This window comes from Nocardia pseudovaccinii (assembly GCF_050942345.1).
Classification (GTDB): Bacteria; Actinomycetota; Actinomycetes; order Mycobacteriales; family Mycobacteriaceae; genus Nocardia; species Nocardia pseudovaccinii.
In genome coordinates, this window is sequence record NZ_CP192074.1 from 3,378,632 (window position 1) to 3,400,484 (window position 21,853).

Here is a 21,853-nt window from a genome sequence, read left to right on the forward strand (position 1 = left end):
TTACATCTCGAGTCGAGATTCACCACGCTTTTCGCCGCGCATCTTTCAGGCGGCGCGGTAATAGAGTACAACGAATTATATGACTGACGCCGTTTTGCTCTCCGCCTGCCGTACCGCCATCGGCACCGCCCGCAAGGGCACCCTGCGCGACACCAGCGCCTTCGATCTCGCCACCGTCGTTGTTCGGGAGGCGGCGCAACGCAGCGGCGTGCCGCCGGAGCTGATCGATGACGTCGTGCTCGGCGAATCGGTGGCCGGTGGCGGCGATATCGCCAGATATGCCGCGATCGAGGCCGGGCTGACACATGTTCCCGGCTTGGCGCACAACCGGCACTGTGCCTCCGGATTGGCGAGTATCGCGACCGCCGCCGGGAGCGTGCTGGCCGGGATGGATCGTGCGGTGATCGCCGGTGGGACCCAGTCGTTCTCGACCGCTCCCGTTTCGCGGCGGCGGATTCCCGGTACCGACGACTGGCAAGACCCGTGGAGTTCGCCGTCGCATGTGTCGACGCCGGAGGCGCCGAGCAACGATATGGCGATGCTCGTCGGTTGGAATACGGCGCGGCTGGCCGGGGTGTCCAGGGAGGAGATGGACGCCTGGGCCCTCGGTTCGCACGAGCGGGCCATCGCGGCGATCGACGCCGGACGGTTCCTCGACGAGATCGTCCCGGTCAAGGTCACCGATCGGGACGGCGGGGTCTCGGTTTTCGACGTCGACGAACATCCGCGCCGCGGCTCCACAATGGCGAAACTCGCGGCGCTGAAGCCGCTGCATCCGGAGATCGAGGGCTTCTCGATCACCGCCGGTAACTCCAGCGGATTGAACGACGGTGCGGCCGCGGTGGTCGTCGCCAGTTCCGAACTGGCGGCCGAACACGGGCTCGCACCGCTGGCCACCGTGCGGTCGTGGGCGAGCGTCGGCGTCGATCCGGTGCGCACCGGCCTCGCGCCGATCGAGGCGATCCGAAAGGCGTTGGACCGCGCCGGAATCGGCATCGGCGATGTGGATCTGTTCGAGATCAACGAGGCCTTCGCATCGGTGACCGTGGCCGCCGTGCGTGGGTTGGGCCTGGATCCCGAGCGGGTCAATCCGTTCGGCAGCGGTTGCAGCCTCGGCCATCCGATCGCGACCACCGGCACCCGGATGGTGGTGACCCTGGCCCATGAATTGCGCCGTCGCGGCGGCGGTACCGCGGTCGCGGCCATGTGCGCGGGCGGCGGCATGGGGTCGGCACTGGTCATCACGGTCTGAGTGGCCGTGATCGAGAGGCCGGACGAAGGACTGGGCGCTGCGGGGGTCGGGCGTCGAACCGCCGAGCGCGGAGGGCCTGTGTCAACATCGACAGCGGCGTGTCACAGATCGAACCCGCGAAATACGAGCCCAGCCATCTGTAACGTGTGAGATGTGCAGTTGCGGTACAACTTTCGCGTATACCCGACACCCCGACAGCAGCAAGCGCTGTCACGGGCATTCGGGTGCGCGCGAGTGGTGTTCAACGACGCGCTACGCGCACGGCAGGATGCGCGAGCCGCAGGCGAGCCGTATCTGAGCGATGCCACGCTCTCGCGGGCTTACCGCTGCGAAGAAAACCCCGGAGCGGTCGTGGCTTGGTGAGGTGTCGGCGGTGGTGTTGCAGCAAGCGCTGGCGGACCTGAACACCGCATACCGCAACTTCTTCGCCTCACTCAGCGGGAAACGAAAGGGGCGTAAGGTTTCCCGGCCCTGCTACCGGTCCCGCAAAGACAATCGGCAGAGCATCCGGTTCACCACCAACGCTCGCTTCGCGGTCACTGATGGTGGGAAGCTGCGGCTACCGAAGATCGGCAATATCGCGGTGCGGTGGTCGCGGGAGCTGCCGTCGACACCATCGTCGGTCACTATCATCCGAGATGCCGCTGGACGGTATTTCGCATCGTTCGTCGTGCAAACCAGTGATCAGCCGCTGCCCGAAGTCGATACAGAGGTGGGGATCGACCTCGGACTGACAACGTTCGCGGTGCTGTCCGATGGCACCACGATCGCAAGCCCACGGTTCTTCCGGCGCGCCGAACGTCGTCTCCGGACGGCGCAGAAAGCGTTGAGCCGCAAACAGAAAGGCAGCTGCAACCGGGACAAGGCACGTGTCAAGGTGGCGAAGGCTCACGCCGTCGTGCGTGATACCCGCCTGGACTGGACGCACAAACACTCCACGGCGATCATCCGCGCTTTGGAATGCTGACTGAGCGATCTCATCGATCGAGCGAGCACTCTGGTTGTGGCGGCCAGAGTGCTCGCTGTAGCGATGCGGGCGTCCCTGTCAGGTCTTCCCGATTCGGGCTACTTCGGTGCGGGCATCGGCGAGTTGATCGTGGTGAAGTACTGGACGGCCGCCATGATCGCGATCGGCGCGGTCACCAGAATCTGTCCGGCCAGGGTGCCCAGTGCGCCGATGGCCACGATTCCGCCGAGACAGCCGATGGCCGCGGCGGGAATGAACGCACCGAACAATCCGACGATCGTCGCCGAGGCGACGGTGGCACCGGCAATGCCGCCCAGGACACAGCCGACGGCCCCGCCGCTGATGCCGCCGACCAATGAGCCGATGGTCGCACCCATCGTGACGGTGCCCAACATTCGGCCGAACGCGGCCTGTTCCCGGTCGTACTGGGTCTTCCAGGGGGCCTGGTCCTCGTAGGGCAGGGCGACCGGCTTGTACACCGCGTGTTCACGATCGAACTGCGGGGTCAGTGTGGCGGTGCGATCGGTGATCTCCGCGGCGATGGGGAAGACGAAATCGTCCACCCGGAAAGCCAATTCGGCACCGGCGAGGGTGACCCCATTGGCTGCCTTGATCTTGAATACCCCGTCCTCCACGGCCATCGAACCGGCATCGGTGCTGATGATCGTCGATTTGTCGGTGACGTTCGCCGTGTAATGGACGCCGTCGTCGGCCTGTGGTGCGGCGACACCGGCCTGTGCGGTGACAGCGAGCGCGGTTGCCAGTAACACACCGGCGGCTGCGGTTTTCCTCATCCTGTGTTTCTCTTTCTTTCGGATCCCTCGGACTTCGATGTGGAGGGACGTCTACTTCGGCACGACCTTCAGATCCGGAATCTGCTCGCCGCAGGCCGGAGCGCCATTCGTGTCCGGCACGAACTTGTCGCCGCGCAGGATGGAGATGAAGGTGCAGTTGCCCGGGGAGCCGACGGAGTAGGAGCCGCGGTTCTCGAAATCGGCAGGTTTCGGAAACAATCCACCGGCGGTCCAGGTCTTGTCGGTACGCAGCGCGGACATCAACTGTTCCTGGCTGGCGTTGCAACCGGCCTTCTCGAGCCCCTCGATCAGCAGGTCGGCGCTGACCCAGCCCACCGCCATCGAGAAGGACGGGATACCGGTCTCCGAGCCCGCGTATTGCTTCAGCGCCGCCGAAAACGCCCGGGTCGCTTCGGTATTCATTTCCGTCGGTGCAAAGGAAGTCATGAAGCCGACGCCCTGGCCCGCCGCGATCGCGGGCGGCGACTTCAGCAGATCCGCCCCGTAGCCGGTGGCCAGCAGCACGGACTTCATCTCGACTCCGGCCTGCCGCAGTCCGGTCATGAGCGCGAACCCGGTATCCGGAATGACCGGCGCGTACAGCACATCGGCACCGGATTCCTTGATGCCGAGGACGTAGGGACCGACATCGGTGGTCCCGAACGGAATACGGATGTTGACATAACCGCGCGTCAGCCCAGCATGTTCGGCCGACAGTGCCGCGCCTTCCGCCGACTTCGTGGCACTCGGGGTGTTGTAGGAGAGCACGGCGGCCTTGGTTCCGCCGATCTTCTTCCAGTAGTCACCCAGGGTCGTCGCGGTCTTGTTGTAGTCGGTACCACCCGTCGCGGCGAATAGGTTGTCGTACTTCGGGTTGAACCACTGCTCGCCGCCGTCGAAGCCGGCGCCGAGGAACGGCGTCTTGCTCGCCTGGGTGCCCGCGTACTGCCCCGCGCCGTAGAAGTACGTGCTCACCGGCAGTACCGCGTAGACGTGATCCTGCTGCACCAACTTCTGCGCCGCGGTCAACGCGCCCTGCGGCGTGGACTGGTCATCACCCATGACGACGTCGAAGCCGCGCGCCGCGCACTTGCCGTTCGCCGCCTGGTATGCGGCGAAGCGGGCTTTCACTCCGGGTTCGGTACCTGCGTAGTTGGCGGTCGCGGCGCCGCTGAGCGAGGTCAGCACGCCCACCTTGATCGGGCCACTGGTATCGGCTGGGCCGCCGCTGCCGCACGCGGGAACCAAAAACATTGCGGCGCATACCCATGCTGCGATCGCACCGACTCTGCGCATCTGCACTCCTCTAGCTATCGCCGGTCCGGCTTCGATGCCCGGACGGCTATGAGGGCTACAGTTGAGCATATTCAGTACCCTTTGTATCCGGTTTTCGAGAAGAATCCGGACAAAATCCTTGACGCTGACCCGCTATTAGCGCACTCTTACCCATACCTTCAGAGCGTCGAACTGGTTAGGGGCCTCACCGTTGCTCTCCTACGTTCTCGCCGGGCTAGCCCTCGGCGCGATTTACGCAATCGCCGCGGCATCGCTGGTCGTGACCTACGTTTCCTCGGGCGTTTTCAACTTCGCCTTCGGTGCCATGGCCTTCGCCGTCGCCCGCTTCTACTACTTCCTGCACGTCGAACACGGGTGGTCGATACCGCTCGCGGCCGTGGTCGCGATCGGGCTGTTCGGCCCGGCCCTCGGCATCGCGCTCTACGCGTTGCTTTTCCGCTACCTGCGGCTGCGCTCACCGCTGGTCAAGATCGTTGCGACGATCGGCCTTTCGGTCGCATTGCCACCGCTGGTCAACCTGGTGCTTGGACACCTGGTGAACACCACGGCGCCCGGCCTGGCTCCCCAACCGCTGCGGATATTCCACGTATTCGGGGCGGTCGTCGATATGAACCAGGTGATCACCTATACGGGCCTGGCGGTGGTTCTGCTCGTCGGCACCGGGCTGCTCCGGTATACCGATATCGGCCTGCGGGTTCGGGCCCTGGTCGACTCCGAGGCGCTGACCGCCATGTCCGGAGTCAGTCCGACTAGGGTGTCGCTCGGCGTATGGGCATTCAGTGCACTGTTAGCCGGACTTGCCGGTGTGCTCGTCGCGCCGACCGCGGGACTCACGGTCGAGGGCATGACCTCATTGATGTCGGCCGCCTTCGCGGCGGTGGTCGCGGCGCGGCTGCGCAATCTGCCGATGGCCGTCTCGGTCGCGCTCGCCATGGGTGTGGTCACCAATGTCATCCAGCGCTACCTCGACCCGCAGAGCCCGTTCTCGGCGCAGATCGTGCCGAGCATCCCGTTCATGTTCATGTTGGTCTTCCTGCTGTACTACGCGGTACGTGGACAGGCGGGCGACACCACGGCGGGCGGCGCGCTCGATCGCGCGATCCGCACGGCCGATGCCGGAGCGCCCGGTAGTTCGGGCGGGTCACGCACCGGGCGGACCCGACCGACGGCCGCGCTCGTCGCAGCCGTGGTCACGTTGGTCATCGTCGCGGTACTGCCCCTGGTTCTCGAGGACTTCTGGGCCGGTCTGGTCGGTGCGGGTATCGCGCTCGCGATCGCGCTGCTGTCGTTCACGCTGGTGACCGGTGAGGGCGGCATGATCTGGCTGTGTCAGATCACTTTCGCGGGGTTGGGTGCCGTCTTCGCGGCCGATCTGACCACCAATTCCGGGTGGTCGCCACTGGTGGCGGTCCTGGTCGGTGCGCTGTGCATCGTGCCGATCGGTGTGATCCTCGGCTTGCTCACGATCCGCCTCGGCAACCTGTACGTCGCCCTGGTCACGCTGACCTTCGGCCTGCTCGCCCAGAACCTGATCTTCATGCGGGACCGGTTCTACAACTCCGGCCAGGGCATCTATATGCCGCGCCCCGAATGGGCCGCGGACAACGCGACATTCGCTCTGCTCGCCCTGGTGGTGTTCGTCGGGCTCGGTCTGCTCGTGGTGAATCTGCGGCGTTCGACCGCGGGACTCGCGGTGACCGCGGTCCGGTGGAGCGAACCCGGTTCGCGCACGCTGGGCCTGAGCATTCTTCCGATCAAGGTGCTGGTATCGGCCCTCGCCACGTTCGTCGCGGCGATCGGCGGTGGATTCCTCGCGCTGAATTACCAGTCGGCCCTGCCCGATTCGTTCAACGCGTTCACCGGTCTGGTCTGGCTGGCGGTCCTGGTCACCCTGGGCTCACGGTCGATCATGGGCGCGCTGGTCGCGGGGGTGGCCTTCGCCGTGCTGCCCAGCGTGTTCCAGACCTACCTGCCGACGAGCTGGGCCGAGATCCCGGTCATCATGTTCGGATTCGGTGCGATCATGCTCGCCCGCAATCCGGACGGGATCGTCGCGATGCACGCGCGGCAACTCGACGATGTCATTCGTTGGTGGCAGGGCCGACGGCCCGCCGTCGAGAGCTCCGAAATATCAAAGGTAACAACGGGTTCCGAGACGACACCGGCTGCGGAGCAATCTCGCGAGCGCGTCGAGGAACCACAGCTGACTCCGGGAGACCTGGCATGACCACCGACCCAACTCCACCGCGGATCGAGGCCAAGGGCGTGACCGTCCGCTTCGGTGGACTCGTCGCCCTCAACGACGTCGACCTCCAGGTCCCGCCCGCTTCCATCGTCGGTCTCGTCGGCCCCAACGGCGCGGGTAAGAGCACCTTGTTCGCGGTGCTGTCCGGACTGCTGAAACCGAGCTCCGGCGCCGTCCTGATGGACGGTCACGACGTCACCAAGGCAAGTGCGCAGTCGCGGGCCCGGCGCGGTCTCGCCCGCACCTTCCAGCATCCCGAGCTGTTCCCCGGACTCACCGTCCGCGAACACGTGGTGCTCGGCTACCGGCTCCGGCACGCACGCAGCCGGATGTGGACCGACCTCGTGACGGCGGGCGGTTTCCGCCGCGCCCCCGCCGGCGAGGACCGGCGGGTCGACGAGATCCTCGCCGCACTGCAACTGACCGGGCACGCCGATCTGCCGGTGGCCGGGCTGCCGCTCGGCACCAGCCGGCTCGTCGAGATCGCCAGGGCACTGGCCGTCGATCCGAATGTGCTACTGCTCGACGAGCCGTCGTCGGGGCTGGACGCACGCGAAACCGATGAGCTCGCGGGCACATTCAGCCGTGTCGTGGCCGACCACGGCGTCTCGCTGCTGCTGGTCGAGCACGATGTCGATCTGGTGCTCGGGCTCAGCGATGTCGTCCATGTGCTCGACTTCGGCGTCAAGATCAGCGAAGGAACCCCGGCCGAGGTCCGCGCGGATCCGGCCGTGCGCGCCGCGTATCTTGGCGCGGGCCCCGACGAGGAAAGGACCTCGGCATGACCACCACATCTGCCTTGCTCGCCGTCCGCGACCTGAGCGTCCGCTACGGCGCCGCGCAGGCACTGCAGGGCGTGACCTTCGATGTGCACCCGAACAGCGCGCTCGCCGTGTTGGGGCCGAACGGTTCCGGAAAAAGCACGCTGGCCAGGGCGCTGTCCGGGCTCGTCGCACCGGTGGACGGAATCGTCGAACTCGACGGCCGCGACATCACCGGCGCGACGCCGGACCGGATCCGGCGCGCGGGCCTGGTGCATCTGCCCGAAGGCCGCGGCGTATTCCCGACCCTGACCGTGCTGGAGAATCTGCGCATGGCCACCGCGGCCGACCGGCGGCGCAGAGCCGCGGCCATCGAGCATGCCTTCGAGATCTTTCCCGTGCTGCGGCAACGGCAGCGCCAGGCCGCGGGCACCCTGTCCGGCGGTGAACAGCAGATGCTGTCGCTGGCCAGGGCGCTGATGGTCGAACCGCGGTTGGTGATCGCCGACGAGATGTCGCTCGGCCTGGCGCCGAAGATGGTCGATGTGGTTTTCGAGAGCCTGCAGCGGGCCAGGGCGGCCGGTGTCGCGGTGATCATGATCGAGCAGTTCGCCAGTCGCGCACTGGCTTTCGCCGACCACTGTCTCATCCTGCAGCGCGGGCGGATCGCCTGGTCGGGTGCCGCCGACCAGGCCGGTGACGAACTGCTGCGCGGCTATCTCGGTGACGCCACCGCGGCTTGAGGCGCGCATGGAAACGGGGCCGAGGCGCATCGCCTCGGCCCCTTTTCGGATCACTCCGGCTCGATGATGGAAACCGTCTTGTAGCGCAGGAATTCGTCGATTCCGGCCCGCCCGCCTTCCCTGCCGTAACCACTGATCCCAACGCCGCCGAAGGGCGTATGCGGGAGGTTCTGGCGCGCGCCGTTGACGTAGACGCCGCCCGCGCTCAGTCGCTCGGCGAGTCGGTGCACCCGGGTGAGATTGGTCGACTGGATATTCGCACCGAGCCCGTAGGGCGTGCTGTTGGCCAACGCGACCGCCTCGTCATCGGTCGAGAACTTGAAGATCAGCAGCACCGGGCCGAAGATCTCCGTCTGCGCGATCTCGTGGCCGGGATCGGTATCGACGATGATCGTCGGCTCCACGAAGTTCTTGTCCGCGAGGTCGCCGCCTGCCTTGTTGCCGCCCAGCACGATTCGGCCCGCGCCGTCACGCCGGACGCGGTCGAGCATGCCGCACACCCGCTCGACGGCGGCGGCATTGATGAGCGGTCCGACCTTGACCTCCGGATCGAACGGATCGCCCACCTTGTAGGTGGCCGCGATGGCGGTAACCCGTTCGACCATCTCGTCGTAGATGTCCTCGTGCACGATCAGGCGGCTCGGCACGGCACAGCCTTGGCCCGCCAGTACTCCGATGCAGTCGCGCACAGCGCGGTTGGCTACGGCCTCGAGGTCTCCGGCGTCCGGGAACACCAGGCTCGCGGTCTTACCGCCCAACTCCAGCACCGCGGGTTTGAGCTGGTCGGCACACGCGTGCATGATCTGGCGCGCCGCAACGGGCCCGCCGGTGAAACTCACTTTCGCCACCTTCGGATGCCGAACCAGGGCGGCTCCGGCCTCCGGACCACCGGTGAGAATGGTGCAAACTCCTTGCGGCACACCGGCTTCCCGCAGCAGTTGCGCGAACAGATCAGGGGAGAAGGGAGTGAACTCCGATGGTTTCACCACGACGCAGTTTCCGGCCGCCAGCGCAGGTACCACCTTCATGCCGAGGGAGATGACCGGTCCGTTCCAGGTGACAATGATGCCCACCACGCCGTACGGCTCGGGCGCGGTGTAGGAGAAGTACTCGCGGGTGTCGAGAGTCGAGATCAGTTCGCCGGACAACTTGTCACACCATCCGGCGTAGTAGCGCGCCCAACTGATCGAGTTGTCGATGATCCGCCGCCCGAAGTGCAGTGGCGTACCGCCGTCGAGCGCTTGCAGATCGACGAAATCCTGACGGTGTTCGATCAACAGGTCGGCGAAGCGCGTCAGCACATCGCGCCGCGCCTCGGGCGTCCAGCGCCGCCACGAATCCGCCTGTGCGGCAGCCAATTCGACGGCCGCATCGATTTCGGCCACACCGGCCAAGGGAATTCGCGCCTGAACCTCGCCGGTATAGGGATTGCGATGTTCGAAAACGCCGCCCGACCCGGAGTCGAGGACCGTATCCCCGTAGCGAAGTTGAACTCGGGGAGCGATCGTGGGCATTCATACCTCCGTGATGGGTGAAATTCAGCGAATGGTGAATCCGGCGTCGAGCGGTAGCTGGACTCCGGTCAGGTAGGCCGCCTCGTCGGACACCAGCCACGCGACGGCATTGGCGATGTCCTCGGCCTGCAGGATGTCGATCGGCAGGGCGTTCTGCATCTGGCTGATCGTGTTCTTGTCACCGCTGGCCGCCTGCGCGTGCAGCGCCGCCATGACCGGGTTCTGCGTCATGCCGGAAACCACCCCCGTCGGGTGGATGGTGTTGACCCGGATCATTTCGGCGGCGTACTGGTTGGCGAGCACCTGCATGAGACCCACCAGGCCGCGCTTGGCGGCGGTATAGGCCTGGGCCCCGGCCTTATCGCTCGCGACCCCTTTGATACCGGCCGAGGAACTCGTGATCACGATGGACCCGCCGCGCCCACCGGCACGGATCGCCGGAAGTACCACCTCGATGGTGCGCCACACGCCCGTCAGGTTCACATCGATGATGTCGGTCCAGATGCGGTCGCGGTCACCGCCTTCGGATAGGTGCACGATCCCCGCATTCGCGAGCAGCACATCGACGCGCCCGAAACGCTCGAGGCCCAGATCGAGCACCCGCTGCAAATCGGCGGAACTGCGGACATCGCCTGGTTCGGCAACGATCGTGCCGCCGACCTCTTCGACTGCTTTGACGGTGGCCCGCAGGTCATCCGCCGTGGCGTTCGGGTAGTCCATCGACGCGATGTCGTCGCAGATATCGAGACCGATGATGTTCATGCCCTTGGCCGCGAGCTTCACCGCGTGCGCGCGTCCCTGCCCGCGGGCGACACCGGTGATGAATGCGACCTTGTTGTCCGATGCCATTGCACCTCCATATTTTTGGCTGTTCATGCGTGCCGCCGATCAGCTCGGCGTGCTGCCGGTGTGAGCCCGCGCGAGACGCAGGCCTTCCCACTGGGTCGATGCCTGGATGGTCCATTCGCCGCAGGAGCACCAGCATCGGTAGTGCTCGCCGTCGGGGACGATCGCCTGGCCATCGCAGGCCCCGCCGCTGTTCGCGATGCTGGTCAGGAATTCGAGCGGCTTCTCCTCGAGCGCGCTGTCGTATTCGTCGTCCATCGCTCACTCCTCGGCTTTCCGGAATACCGGCAGGAGCCAGCCGTGGCTGATCGGATGGAAGTCGACGATCAGCTCCATACCGATCCGCACCTGCTCGGGTTCGATATCGATGACGTTCGTGACCAAGCGGGCACCGGGGGCATCGGGCAAGTCCACAACGGCGGGGACCAGAGTCACGTCCGGCAATCCAGGGAAGCCGTGCACCACGGCGAAGCTGTAAATGATTGCGCGGCCGGATAATTCGGGCCAGTCCACCGCGGTGGACAGGCATTCCGGGCAGAACGGCGTCGGCGGTAGCCGAAATGTCGCGCAGTCGGCGCATTGCGGTGCGACCAGCCGCCGCTGCCTCGCCGCCTGCCAGAACGGCTCGGTCACCGAGTCGGTGGTGATCGCGACGAAGTCCGATGGAAGCGCTGTGGCCAAGCGCGCGGCGTTCATCGGTCACGCCCCAGGATCAGACCGCTGACCGGCAGGCTGGCGGGTCCGCCGGTGCAGAGCGCGAATTCAGCGTCGGCCACCTGGTTGATCGCGGTGCCGCGCAGTTGCTCGACGCCCTCGACGATCTGGGTCATGCCGATGATGTAGGCCTCGGAGAGCTGTCCGCCGTGCGGGTTCACCGGGATGGTTCCCGGTTTTCTGCGTGGGGTGTACCGAATCGCGCCGCTCTCGATGAACGGCCCGCCCTCGCCCTTCTCGCAGAATCCGTAATCCTCCAACTGCATCAGCACCATCGGGGTGAAGTGGTCGTAGATGAGCGCCACATCGATGTCCTGTGCTGTGATTCCCGCCTGCTTGTACAGCCGCCCGGCGATCGGTTTATGTCCGGACGAGGCGAAGCTTTCCTCCGGCATGCCGAACCACGAGAAGGCGCGCCCCCAATCCCGGGTGCCGCCGTGCGCGACGGCTACCACGGGCACCGGCTGCCGGCGCAGATCGCGAGCGCGATCGATCGAGGTAGTGATCACCGCGACCGCGCCCTCGGTCTCCAGACAGAAGTCGTACACACACAGCGGTTCGGCGATCATGCGCCCGCTGAAATATTGCTCCTTGGTCAGCGGCGTCCGCTTCATCGCCTTGGGGCGATTCAGCGCGTTATGCCTGGTCGATATCGCGATTTCGGCGAACGCTTCCCTGGTGGTGCCGTACTGATGCATATGACGCCGGGCGAGCACCGATATCAGGTGGCCCGGACCAGCCAGCCCGGCAGGCTGCAGGAAGGACCCGACCGGGCTGACCGGCTTGGCCGCTATCACGGTGCCGAGGCGTTGCTTCTGCTGCTGCAGCGCCATGACAGTGACCACGACCGAAGCGTCACCGGCAACGATGGCCGCCCGGGCCAGGCCGATCGCTCCGGCGGACCCGCCGCCACCGGATGTCAGCGACGCCGAGAAACGGATTTCGGGAATACCGAGGGTCTCCATGAAGTCGACGGACTCCATCTTGTCGCCGTACCCGGCGCCCGCGCCCGAGTAGTACGCGAAACCATCGATATCCCGCACCGACAGCCCGGCATCCGCACAAGCGGCGAGGATGGCTTCGCCCGCGAGTTGGACGATGCTGTTGCCCGCGGATTCACCCCGCCGGTAGTAGGGGGTGGCTCCCACACCGACGATCGCGACGTCACGCAATCCCGTATCGCTGGCCATCGGCTCACACCTCGTCGGCTGGAATCGGCGGAACATGGGGGAACAGCTCGAAGAACGCGCCCTGCGTTATCCGCAGCCGGACCTCGTCCGAGACACCGTCGAACAGCGATTTCAGCGTGTCCTGGGTGTGGCCGAAGGTGCCTTCCATATGCGGGTAGTCCGAACCGAACATCACGTTCCGATAGCCCATCGCCGTATACGCGGCGACCGCGGTCTCATCGTGCTGGAACGAGGCGTAGACCTGCGTCATCAAGGTCTGCTTCGGATCGCGCGCGAGCTTCGGCCGCACCGCCATGTGGTGCTGCCGGTAGCCCTCGAGCATGCGATCACCGAGGAATGGGATCCAGGTGGCGCCCCCCTCGGAGATCAGCACCTTCAGATCCGGATGTCGATCGAGCGCGCCGGACGCGACCATCTTCATGGCGGCCCGCTGACCGGAGAAGGTCGATTCGGCGTAGTTCAGAACCGCGCCGCCCGGGCCGCGGTAGACGACGCCCGCACCGCCGCTGGTCATATCCACCGGATCCGTCCCGATGTGGAAGGCGAGCACCATGCGCGCGCGTTCGGCCGCATCCCAGAACGGTTCCCAATCCGATCGGTGCCAGTCGGGAGCGCTGGCATGCGGGGTGGTCGGCAGGAATACCGCTCGAAAGCCTTGCGCGGCCGCCCATTCCAGTTCGGCGATCGCATCCTCGACCACCAGCGTCGGCACCTGGGCGGTCACGACATAGCGGTCCGATACCGCGGCGATCTCCTCGAGCGCCCATTCGTTGCTGGCCCGCATGCAGGCCCGGAGCAGTTCGGGAGTCCGGAACGTCGATGCCCACATCCCCAGCGAAGGAAAGATCACCTCACCCCAGACGCCTTCCTGGTCCAGATCCCGCAGCCGCGCTCGCGCATCGCGGATGCCCTGCGCCTTGCGACTCGCCTCGAGGAACTCCACGGCCACCGAGCTCGGCAGTTTGCGTCGGAACGACTGTCCGTCCACGTGCACCGTCTCGTACTCGCCGTCGGGATCCCTCTCGGACTTCGGCGTCAGTTCCGCGAGCCGTTGGGGCAGTCGCGATTCCCAGAGATCGGTCGGTTCGAGGAAGTGGGAGTCGCCGGAATTGGTCCAGATTTTCGGCATGAGGGTCCTCTGAAGCTCGGGCCGCGAGCGCCGCGGCAGGTAGGTCTCGAATCGGATGCTACGTCAATTTCTAATGGTTTGCCATTAGAAATTGGGTTTGCGCAGTAAGTGGCGCTTCGGCGAACATGGGCATCGGGCGGCCACCCGACGAGAATGGGGACCCATGTCAACAGGCGCAGAGACCGCTGGCAGCAGACGACGGCACATCACGGGCGAGGCGACTCGCGAATTGCTGATGACGACGGCCGAGCGACTCTTCGCCGTGCGTGGGGTGGAGGGGGTGACGCTGCGCGAGATCCAGCTCGAAGCCGGTCAGTCGAATTCGTCGGTCATCACGTACCACTTCGGCTCGAAGGCCGGACTGGTCCAGGCGCTGATCACTTTCCGGTACCGGACAATCGACGCACGCCGGGCCGCACTGGTGGAGCAGGCACGTGCCGACGGATCATCCGACGATCCACGGGCGGCGGTTTGGGTGATCGTCAGGCCGCTGGTCGAGAGCATCCGAGCCGGTGAGATGTTCGTGCCGTTCCTGGCCAGGCTGAGCGAGAATCCCCGCGCGCACGCCGAATACTGGCCGGGACATATCAAGGACACCACGGTCGACGTGCTCGAGGAATTGGTCCCGGCCGCACTCGGCGGCATGCCCGATCGAGCACAGCGCGGTCGGCGGGTGCAGCTCTACAACAGCGTGCTCAACCTGCTCGGCGAGCACGCGCGCAGCCGACAGCGGATCAGTGAGGCGCAGCTCAACAATTACGTCGACGGCTGGGTCGGCATGCTGACCGCGCCTCTCTCGCCGTCGACCCGTGCACTGCTGGAGTCGGAGGCACGGGCCGCGACGTAAGGCGTTTCAGCCCACGATCTGTTTATCGCGCAGGTCTGCGATGCGAGCGTCGTCGTACCCGACCTCACGCAGTAGCGCATCGGTGTGCTCGCCGATGGTGCACCCCGCGTCGGCCTTGACCGACGACCGCGAGAACCGGTTGAGCGGTGCCAGCCGCCGATGTTCGTCGAATATCGGGCTGACCGCGTCCACGGCGTAGCCCGCGTTGTAGAACTCGTCGGTCTGCATCTGCCACTCGGCCGACTCCTGGGCGACCGCAACGCAACCGACGTCGCGCGCCGTGAGATAGGTTTCCCACTCGTCTTTGGTGCGCTCCGCGAAGATTTCGGTTAGTGCCGCCGCGAGCGCCTCGCTGTTGGCTGTTCGCGCTTGCGATGTCGCGAACTGTTCGTCGGCGAGTTCTTCGTGGCCGAGCGCCTCGACCAGTGTCTCCCACTCGTGCTCCGCCGGAGCGGCGAGGAATACCCAGCCATCGGCTGCGGCGTACATCCGATAGAGCGGGCCGAGTCCGCGGAACTCCGCGTCGACGATCGACATCGCGGGCCGCCCCGCGTAGCTCGTATTGCGCGCGATCAGTGCGTGTGTGCTGGTGGCGAGCATGGTGGTGACCAGCTCGGTCATCGCGAACCCACGACGCTTCGCGCAGAGCCCGAGCAGCAGTGCCGACGCCACTCCGAGAGCGGCGATTCCATCGCATTGGACCGCGGGAACCGCACTGGCCGAGTACAACTCGCGGGCGCTGCGGAGCGACTCCGCGCGATCCTCGGGGGATCGGCCCGCCATCGGCGCGTCGGTCAGCGAAATCCCCGACGCCGCGCCGATCGACGGCGCATAAGCCGGTCGGGCGGCATACGGGCCGTCGATCCCGTAGCCGGGAGCGTGCACATAGACCAGATCCGGGTTGATCGACTTCAGCGACGCCTCGTCGACGCCCATCCGGGTGGCGACCCCGGCACGGAAGGTTTGCAGTACCGCATCGCAGCCACGAACCAAGTCCCGCACCACCTCCCGGCCCGCCTCGGAACCGAGATCGATGGCGATGCTTTCCTTCCCCTGCAGAACCTTCGCGCCACCGGCCTCGGGAAAGGCCATCAGCCAGCGGATCAAATCGCCGTCGAGCGGCTCGATTTTGACCACCCGCGCGCCGAGGTCGGTGAGCAGCGTCGCGCCGTACGGTCCGGCGTACATCGAGCCCAGTTCCAGTACGGTCACCCCCTCGAGTGGATACCGTCGGGCCTCGTCCGCGCCGACGGCGGTCGACGCTTCCGCGTCCTCGTCGGCGAACTGCTGTATTTCCTGGTCGTACTCGCCGAGCTGCGGGGCGCGCCGGATCTCGGTGAGCGCGCGACCGTTCGCATGCACCAGCGACGACGGCTGCCGGACCGGACCGAGCCGCGGATCCGCGACGGTGACCACGCGGCCCTCGTGCACCAATTGGGGATGCGCAAGCGCTTCGGCGGGTGTGCGGAACTGTTCGCCGAATACGTCCATGGTCGTCTCGAACACCTGCCGCCACTCGTCCAGGGTGCGTTCCTCGACCTTCGACAGCATCTTGTTCCACCACTCGAACCGCAGATTCGGATCGGGCATGGTCGGAAAGCCTTCCCATTTGGGGTCGGCCAGCTCGGCCCACAGGCCGAGCTCTTCCAAAAACGCCTGCGTCAGCCGCGGCGAGGTCTGCGCGAACTGCAGCCAGGTTCCGTCCTTCGTCACGGCGCTGAGCAGGGCATACATCAGCCGGGATTGTGGTCGTCCCTGCTCGTCGAATGCCGCGACGAGTGGTTCGAAGGCATCCGGGTAGCGGTGCAGGATCATTTCGAAAAACCAGTTGTACGGATCGTGCGCCCCCACGCCCGTCACCAGATTCGACTCCACGACCTGGCCGAGTCCGCTGTGGTCGCGCTCGATCAGGGCCGCGAGAATGCCGTGGACCGCCGCCTGGGCCGCGCCGAACGATGCGTACGGCGCCGAGACGAACGCCGGATCCGGGCCCATGGTGAGCTGGCGTTTGGAGTGGAAAACGCCGGTCTTGGCCAGGATCAGGCCCTCATAGCCCTTGTAGTGCGCCCACGGTCCGCGCGAGCCCCAGCCGGTGATCATCGCCGCGACCAGCCGCGGATACCGCTCGGCCAACTGCTCGGGCGTCAAACCCAATCGCTGTGCCGCCGCCGGTCGCATGGTGCTGACCAGCACATCGGCCTTGCGTAACAGCCCGCTCAGTGTGCTGCGGCCCGTTTCACTGCCGAGATCGAGTGTGACAGCGCGCTTTCCGCGCAGCAGGCCCGGCCAGCCCGGATCCCGCCGCAGCGGACTGCCGCCGATCGGCTCCACCAGGATGACGTCGGCTCCCGCATCGGCGAGAAACTGCGTGGCCTGTGCACCCGGCAGCGTCGTCGAGAGGTCGACGACGACGAGTCCGGCGAGTGGGCCCTCGGCAGGGGTAGCGCTTGTCATTGGTCCTCACAATCCAAGAGACACAGGGATTTTCGCCACGCGTGACATTCGGCGGCCGACGGCGAACATGTAGTCCTGCTCCAGCGGCAACGGCGATGGCGTCGCGAACTTTGCCCGCTCGATCGGGATGATCGCCACGGCTGCTTCTCGGTCGGCGGCACTCGGGTGGCCTAGCGCCCGGTGGTGTCACCGACTTCGGTCACGTTAGCTAATGGGTGTACTAATTACAACGAGTTCAGTAACTTGCTGGCAGGATCGATGTAGAGGTGACCTCATTATGCTGATCGGCGATAGGATTCCCGTATGAATGGCGCGACTAACTCGGCCACGCCCATCCCCGCGAACAGGGCGATTCGATGACTGTCCGCCAGGAACGCCGGGGCCGGGTGCTCGTGGTTCGGATCGACCGCGAGGAGAAACGCAATGCCATCGATCGAGCGGTCGCCGACGGCATCGACGCGGCGCTGAACCTGCTCGAGGACGATCCGACGCTCTGGGTCGGCGTACTGACGGGGACCGCGTCGGTGTTCTCGGCGGGCACCGATCTCAGGGACGGTGCGGGCGGCGGCACCGAACGGGGCGGGGAGTACGGCATCATTCGCCGCCGCCGGGCGAAACCGCTGATCGCGGCCGTCGAGGGGCCTGCCTTCGGTGGTGGTCTCGAGATCGTCCTCGCCTGCGATCTCGTAGTCGCTTCGCGCACAGCCCGTTTCGCACTTCCGGAGACCCGGCGCGGTGTGGTCGCCTCCTCGGGCGCGCTCTTCCGCACGCTGCGCGCCCTGCCGCTGCACATCGCCAAGGAGTTATTGATCACCGGCGCCGTATTCGACGCCGAACGCGCTCACCAACTCGGGCTGGTGAACCGCGTTACCGAAGCGGGCCACGCACTCGATGCGGCACTGGAACTCGCCGATGACATTTGCGCCTCGTCGCCCGTGGCGATCGGGGCGACCCTGGCGGCGATCGCGTCTCAGCACGACGCGTCCGATGTCGACGGTTGGGACGCCACCGCCGAAGCCGTAGCGCGGGTAATGCGCAGCGAAGACTTGAAAGAAGGTGTTGCCGCATTCCTGGAAAAGCGCCCACCGCAGTGGCGGGGGCGCTGACCAGTCAGGCGACGTTGACCGGGGCCTTCTTCACGCTCTTGTCGAAGGCCACGACATCGGCCAGAGTGCCGCCGAGGATGATGGCCCGCTCGTCGTCGGGAACCCCGGCGAAGTTGAAGTCGATGCACTCCTTGCTGCTGCGGAAGGTGCCTTCCGCGTGTGGGTAGTCGTTGCCCCAGATGACGGTCGACATGCCGGTGATGTGGCGGGCCTGCACGGCCACCGGGTCGTCCGCGAACTGCACATGGATCTGACGCTGGAGGTATTCGCTGGGCGAGAGCGGGTAGGGCCATTTCCCGTTGATGGCGAACAGCCTTCCCATGGTCGGCTGGTCGGTCGGCGGGCGAGAGTCGTCCCAGAATCCGAGCCACCAATCGGCGTCCTGGCCGATGCCGGTCCGCCAGGATTTGTCCATCATGCCCATGAACGAGACCAGCCAGCCCGCACCGAACTCGGTGAGGTTGAAGTGCAGGTCGGGGAATCGTTCACACACACCGCCGCCGATGAGCGATGCGATGATCGCCTGGGGGCTGGCCGATGCGGTGTTCCCGCCGCCCATGGTCCGGCCCGCGACCATATCGTCGGTCAGCTGTCCCTTGCCCATGTTCATGGCTGTCATCAGGCCTTTGACGGTGGTCGCCGTTTCGGACACCGACTCCTTGACCATTACCCCACCGGTGGCGACGTGGAAGAACACCGGCAACCCGTGTGCCTGCGCGGCCGCCCACACCGGGTCGTACTCCCGCGACCAGTAGGGCAGCGGCGGGATCTCCGGCAGCAGGAGTGCGCCCAACCCCATGCGCGCGCATCGCTCGATCTCGGCGACCGCGTCCGGGATGTCGGTGAGCGGGATCGCCGCCGTGGGGCGCATCCGATCCTTGTACGGGAGATACCGTTCGACGACATAGTCGTTCCACGCGCGTGCGTGCGCCATCGACAGTTCATGGTCGTCGGTGAACAGGACGAACAGCGACAGGTTCGGGAACATCACCGAGGCGTCGACGCCGTCGAGATCCATATCCCGGATGATGTTCTCCGGCTCGCCGTCCGGCGTCCGCCCGCCGAGCTGCCGGTACTTGGAGATGGTCCAGCCGTCGAACCCGACCGTGTGCAGCTTCTTGAACTCGGTGTGCCCGCCCGCCACGATCGGCTCGTCGAGGGTGAACTCCTCCTCCCAGAGTGCGCGGTCCCGAAGATGTTTGGGCAGCCGGGTTTTATACAGGTCGACCGGCTCGATGATGTGCGTATCGCCCGATACGACGAAGAAATCCGACACGTTGACACCTTGCTTTCTTGACAGTTCCGCGCACCGGCGCGAGTAGAGACTTAGCCTCATTAGTGAGACTGAGTGTCAGAGTAGCGCGCAGTGCTCAGTTATGTCACGAAATTGCAAAGGGTAGCGTCATGCCCATGAGCGGAACCAAGCGCACGAGAATGATCGCCCGCGCCGCAGTGCGAGCCGACCTCGCGCAGGTCGCCTATGAGCTGACCCGTGAGCGGGGGTTCCACAACGTCACCGTGGATGACATGGCCGCGGCTGCCGGGGTATCCCGCAGCACTCTCCTGCGCTACTTCGGCAGCAAAGAGGAAGCGGTGCTGAGCGCGTTCGACGCCCACGCCGACCAGTTCGCGGACGCGCTACGGGCCAGGCCCGCCGAGGAGGACGACTGGACGGCGCTGCGCCGGGCCCTGGGCGGGGTCATCGAGTTCTATCTGCAGGACCCGGTCGCCGCGCTCGCCATGACGCGACTCATCTTCGACACCCCGGAGTTGTCCGGGCGGCAGCTGGAGAAACAGCACAGTTGGCGACCGGCTCTTACAGCTGCGCTGGCCGAGCGGGCAGGCGTGTCGGGGCCGGTCCCGATCTCGGTGGAGATCAAGGTCGCCGCCGCGACGAGTTGTCTGAATATCGCCGTCGAGCGCTGGTCGGCATCCAATGGCGAACTCGATCTGGCGCAGTTGCTCGATGAAGGATTCGACGCGTTCTCGTCGGCTCGGAATGGGCGCGCGCACTAGCGGGGTCGCCCGCTGAGGGGCGACCCCGCCAGGTGGTCAGATGATCGAACCGACGTCTTGTGCCACGAGCTTGTCGAGTGCACGTTCGGCGACGGCGGCGATGGTCATCGATGGATTGCAGGCCGCGCTGTTACCCGGGATCAGCGCACCGTCGAGCACATAGAGCCCGCGCTGCCCGTGCACGCGGCCTTCCAGATCGCAGACCGGGCCCATATTCGCACCGCCGAGCGGGTGCCAGGTAGAGGGTGCCGCCAGATTCGTATCGCCGAGAACGCTTGCGGGACCGGCGATCTTCTGCACCAGCGGACCGATGGTGCTGTTCTGGATCACCGCGTCCCCGTCCTTGGGCCAGCGCAGCACGGCCTCGTCCTTGCCCGAGTCGTATACGAAACGTCCGCGCGCATTGCTCACGCCGTAGCCGACCAGCATGGTAGTGCGCGCGTCTATGCCCGCCGGTGGGATCGATGCCTGGATGACAGTGGCCGCTTTCGCGGGATCGTCCCAGTTCAGGCTGCCGTAGACGACCGGTCCGCCCTGTGGTGAGCCGAGATCGCTGTCGAGGCAGGTCCAGGTGTAGATGCGGTCGGCATTCGTACCCCAACCCGTACCGAGACCGTCCGGCAGATCCGGGATACTTCCCTTCGCCTTGGCCCGCACCAGCAATTTGGTGGTGTTGAGACTCCCGGCGGCCATGACCAGCGTGCCCGCGGTGAGGATCTTGTTCTCCAGCACCGTGCCGGAGGAGTCGGTCCGGTCGACGTAAACGGTCCAGCGTCCGTCCTTGGCGCGCTCGACCGCGGTGACATGGTGGAGTATCTCCACCTGTACCCGGCCGGTGGCCTCCGCGGCGGCGATATAGGTGACGTCGACGGAGTGCTTTCCGCCGTTGTTGACGCCGAGCGCACCGTCGCCATTGGTATACGAAGGTTTCATCTCGCCACGGAGTTCGGCGAGCGCGTAATTCCAATCGATCGGCATCGGAATCTTCGACACCGGCAAACCGGCCTTGCGCACGTGCTGTTCGAAGACTCGGACGGCCTGATAGTTCGGACTGGCGATCAGCTCGTCCGGGGCGACCGCGAGCTGCAACATCTGCGCGACGCGGGGATAGTGGACGCGGTTCATCGTCGGCCAATCCAGGCCATCCGGGAACTGCGTGGCGAACGCAGCCTGCGACGGTTGCAGCGACATGCCTTGGTACACAAGCGATCCGCCGCCGACACCGGCCGCGCACAGCGCTGTCATATTGTCGCCCGATACCGTCTCGAGCAGTCCGGCGTACGGGTCGAACGCCACGGGCTTACCGAACAACTCCGGCGCGGACTCGTACCAGAGAATGCGCTTGTCCGGAGACGTGGCATGCGGGAACGTCTCCGCGTTCGGACCTGTCGGCCAGCGTAATCCGCGCTCCAGCATCAACACCGGTACTCCGGCCTGGGCTAGGCGCAGCGCGGTGACACCGCCGCCGAATCCGGTCCCGATCACGATGACCCGATGGTCTTCGCGAACAAGCGGGACCGTCCTCATGTTTGTCGCGATACCGCTGCTACCGGCGGCAATTCCCGTACCCGCCAATGCGATTGCGGCACCGGCGGTGCCACCGAGAAACGACCGGCGCGTGAATGCGGACATAGATTGATCGACCTCCAGACCGCGGGGATCGGATCCCGCGGGGATGTTGAGAGCAAGGAATATCGGCCCGCGCGGCAGTGGATTTCGCGCGCGGGGTTTCGTCGGACCTCCCGCGGCGGATCCCGCGGGATGCTGAGAGGAAGAAGTACCGGCCCGCGCGGCAGTGGATTTCGCGCGCGGGGTCTCGGGGGATCACCGCGGCGAATCCCGCGGGATGCTGAGAGCGAGGAATACCGGCCCGCGGCAGTGGATTTCGCGCGGGGGTTCGGGGGACCTCCCGCGGATGTCGGTGGGTGCAGGGGGTTGACGACATCCGCGGGAGGTCGAGTCCGCCGACCAGACGTGGG

General features: G+C 66.0%; 21 protein-coding genes. 9 read left to right on the forward strand and 12 right to left on the reverse strand.

The window, feature by feature from the left end; all coding sequences use genetic code 11:
- Nucleotides 1–79 precede the first annotated feature (79 nt).
- The 3 genes from ACQPZ2_RS15070 to ACQPZ2_RS15080 all read left to right on the forward strand — a co-directional run bounded on the left by ACQPZ2_RS15070 (nt 80) and on the right by ACQPZ2_RS15080 (nt 2,219).
- Nucleotides 80–1,252 (forward strand): thiolase family protein, encoded by a 1,173-nt coding sequence (locus tag ACQPZ2_RS15070; protein WP_063039297.1) that lies wholly within the window; start codon nt 80–82, stop codon nt 1,250–1,252.
- Nucleotides 1,253–1,405: 153 nt separating this feature from the next.
- Entirely contained in the window at nt 1,406–1,615 is a 210-nt protein-coding gene (locus ACQPZ2_RS15075) for a helix-turn-helix domain-containing protein (RefSeq protein WP_433526108.1), read from the forward strand.
- A 10-nt stretch (nt 1,616–1,625) separates the two neighbouring features.
- On the forward strand, nt 1,626–2,219 hold the full coding sequence (locus ACQPZ2_RS15080) for an RNA-guided endonuclease InsQ/TnpB family protein (RefSeq protein ID WP_433526109.1): 594 nt from the start codon (nt 1,626–1,628) through the stop codon (nt 2,217–2,219).
- A gap of 98 nt (nt 2,220–2,317) precedes the next feature.
- Here ACQPZ2_RS15080 and ACQPZ2_RS15085 read toward each other — a convergent pair whose 3' ends face one another.
- Entirely contained in the window at nt 2,318–3,013 is a 696-nt protein-coding gene (locus tag ACQPZ2_RS15085) for a hypothetical protein (protein ID WP_433526110.1), read from the reverse strand.
- Between the two features lie 51 nt (nt 3,014–3,064).
- On the reverse strand, nt 3,065–4,309 hold the full coding sequence (locus tag ACQPZ2_RS15090) for an ABC transporter substrate-binding protein (RefSeq protein WP_063039293.1): 1,245 nt from the start codon (nt 4,307–4,309) through the stop codon (nt 3,065–3,067).
- Between the two features lie 190 nt (nt 4,310–4,499).
- Here ACQPZ2_RS15090 and ACQPZ2_RS15095 point away from each other — a divergent pair, with 190 nt between their 5' ends.
- From ACQPZ2_RS15095 to ACQPZ2_RS15105, 3 genes are read left to right on the forward strand one after another with little or no spacing between them, the layout of a single operon-like run.
- Complete coding sequence (locus ACQPZ2_RS15095; RefSeq protein WP_433526111.1) at nt 4,500–6,536, forward strand: ABC transporter permease; 2,037 nt, start codon at nt 4,500–4,502, stop codon at nt 6,534–6,536.
- Nucleotides 6,533–7,339: an ABC transporter ATP-binding protein gene (locus tag ACQPZ2_RS15100; RefSeq protein ID WP_433526112.1), complete on the forward strand. Its 807-nt coding sequence runs from the start codon at nt 6,533–6,535 to the stop codon at nt 7,337–7,339. Before ACQPZ2_RS15095 ends, ACQPZ2_RS15100 begins: the two co-directional genes overlap by 4 nt.
- Entirely contained in the window at nt 7,336–8,058 is a 723-nt protein-coding gene (locus ACQPZ2_RS15105) for an ABC transporter ATP-binding protein (RefSeq protein ID WP_433526113.1), read from the forward strand. The genes ACQPZ2_RS15100 and ACQPZ2_RS15105 overlap by 4 nt, the downstream gene beginning before the upstream one ends.
- A gap of 50 nt (nt 8,059–8,108) precedes the next feature.
- Here the strand turns inward: ACQPZ2_RS15105 and ACQPZ2_RS15110 are convergent, their stop codons facing one another.
- From ACQPZ2_RS15110 to ACQPZ2_RS15135, 6 genes are read right to left on the reverse strand one after another with little or no spacing between them, the layout of a single operon-like run.
- Nucleotides 8,109–9,572 (reverse strand): aldehyde dehydrogenase family protein, encoded by a 1,464-nt coding sequence (locus tag ACQPZ2_RS15110; protein ID WP_433526114.1) that lies wholly within the window; start codon nt 9,570–9,572, stop codon nt 8,109–8,111.
- A gap of 24 nt (nt 9,573–9,596) precedes the next feature.
- A complete protein-coding gene (locus ACQPZ2_RS15115) occupies nt 9,597–10,421 on the reverse strand; it encodes a mycofactocin-coupled SDR family oxidoreductase (protein ID WP_433526115.1) in 825 nt (274 codons plus the stop codon).
- A 39-nt stretch (nt 10,422–10,460) separates the two neighbouring features.
- Nucleotides 10,461–10,676 (reverse strand): hypothetical protein, encoded by a 216-nt coding sequence (locus ACQPZ2_RS15120; RefSeq protein WP_433526116.1) that lies wholly within the window; start codon nt 10,674–10,676, stop codon nt 10,461–10,463.
- Between the two features lie 3 nt (nt 10,677–10,679).
- Nucleotides 10,680–11,114 (reverse strand): Zn-ribbon domain-containing OB-fold protein, encoded by a 435-nt coding sequence (locus ACQPZ2_RS15125; protein ID WP_433526117.1) that lies wholly within the window; start codon nt 11,112–11,114, stop codon nt 10,680–10,682.
- Complete coding sequence (locus ACQPZ2_RS15130; RefSeq protein ID WP_433526118.1) at nt 11,111–12,322, reverse strand: thiolase C-terminal domain-containing protein; 1,212 nt, start codon at nt 12,320–12,322, stop codon at nt 11,111–11,113. Before ACQPZ2_RS15130 ends, ACQPZ2_RS15125 begins: the two co-directional genes overlap by 4 nt.
- A 4-nt stretch (nt 12,323–12,326) precedes the next feature.
- The gene (locus tag ACQPZ2_RS15135; protein WP_433526119.1) at nt 12,327–13,451 is read right to left on the reverse strand and encodes an amidohydrolase family protein; all 1,125 of its coding nucleotides are present in this window, start codon (nt 13,449–13,451) and stop codon (nt 12,327–12,329) included.
- A gap of 163 nt (nt 13,452–13,614) precedes the next feature.
- Between ACQPZ2_RS15135 and ACQPZ2_RS15140 the strand changes: the two genes are divergently transcribed.
- Entirely contained in the window at nt 13,615–14,298 is a 684-nt protein-coding gene (locus tag ACQPZ2_RS15140; RefSeq protein ID WP_433526120.1) for a TetR/AcrR family transcriptional regulator, read from the forward strand.
- Nucleotides 14,299–14,304: 6 nt separating this feature from the next.
- Here ACQPZ2_RS15140 and ACQPZ2_RS15145 read toward each other — a convergent pair whose 3' ends face one another.
- Nucleotides 14,305–16,752, reverse strand: a complete 2,448-nt coding sequence (locus ACQPZ2_RS15145) for a CaiB/BaiF CoA transferase family protein (RefSeq protein WP_433526121.1) — start codon at nt 16,750–16,752, stop codon at nt 14,305–14,307.
- 6 nt (nt 16,753–16,758) lie between these two features.
- The gene (locus ACQPZ2_RS15150) at nt 16,759–16,890 is read right to left on the reverse strand and encodes a hypothetical protein (RefSeq protein ID WP_433526122.1); all 132 of its coding nucleotides are present in this window, start codon (nt 16,888–16,890) and stop codon (nt 16,759–16,761) included.
- 218 nt (nt 16,891–17,108) lie between these two features.
- On the opposite strand from ACQPZ2_RS15150, the gene ACQPZ2_RS15155 reads away from it, so the two are divergent.
- Nucleotides 17,109–17,858 carry an enoyl-CoA hydratase-related protein gene (locus tag ACQPZ2_RS15155; RefSeq protein ID WP_433526123.1) on the forward strand — a complete coding sequence of 250 codons (750 nt, stop codon included), beginning with the start codon at nt 17,109–17,111 and terminating at the stop codon, nt 17,856–17,858.
- Between the two features lie 4 nt (nt 17,859–17,862).
- On the opposite strand, the gene ACQPZ2_RS15160 is transcribed toward ACQPZ2_RS15155, so the two are convergent.
- Nucleotides 17,863–19,134 (reverse strand): amidohydrolase family protein, encoded by a 1,272-nt coding sequence (locus ACQPZ2_RS15160; protein ID WP_433526124.1) that lies wholly within the window; start codon nt 19,132–19,134, stop codon nt 17,863–17,865.
- 134 nt (nt 19,135–19,268) lie between these two features.
- Between ACQPZ2_RS15160 and ACQPZ2_RS15165 the strand changes: the two genes are divergently transcribed.
- Nucleotides 19,269–19,874: a TetR family transcriptional regulator gene (locus tag ACQPZ2_RS15165; RefSeq protein WP_433526125.1), complete on the forward strand. Its 606-nt coding sequence runs from the start codon at nt 19,269–19,271 to the stop codon at nt 19,872–19,874.
- Between the two features lie 36 nt (nt 19,875–19,910).
- Here the strand turns inward: ACQPZ2_RS15165 and ACQPZ2_RS15170 are convergent, their stop codons facing one another.
- A complete protein-coding gene (locus tag ACQPZ2_RS15170) occupies nt 19,911–21,506 on the reverse strand; it encodes a GMC oxidoreductase (RefSeq protein WP_433526126.1) in 1,596 nt (531 codons plus the stop codon).
- Nucleotides 21,507–21,853 lie beyond the last annotated feature (347 nt).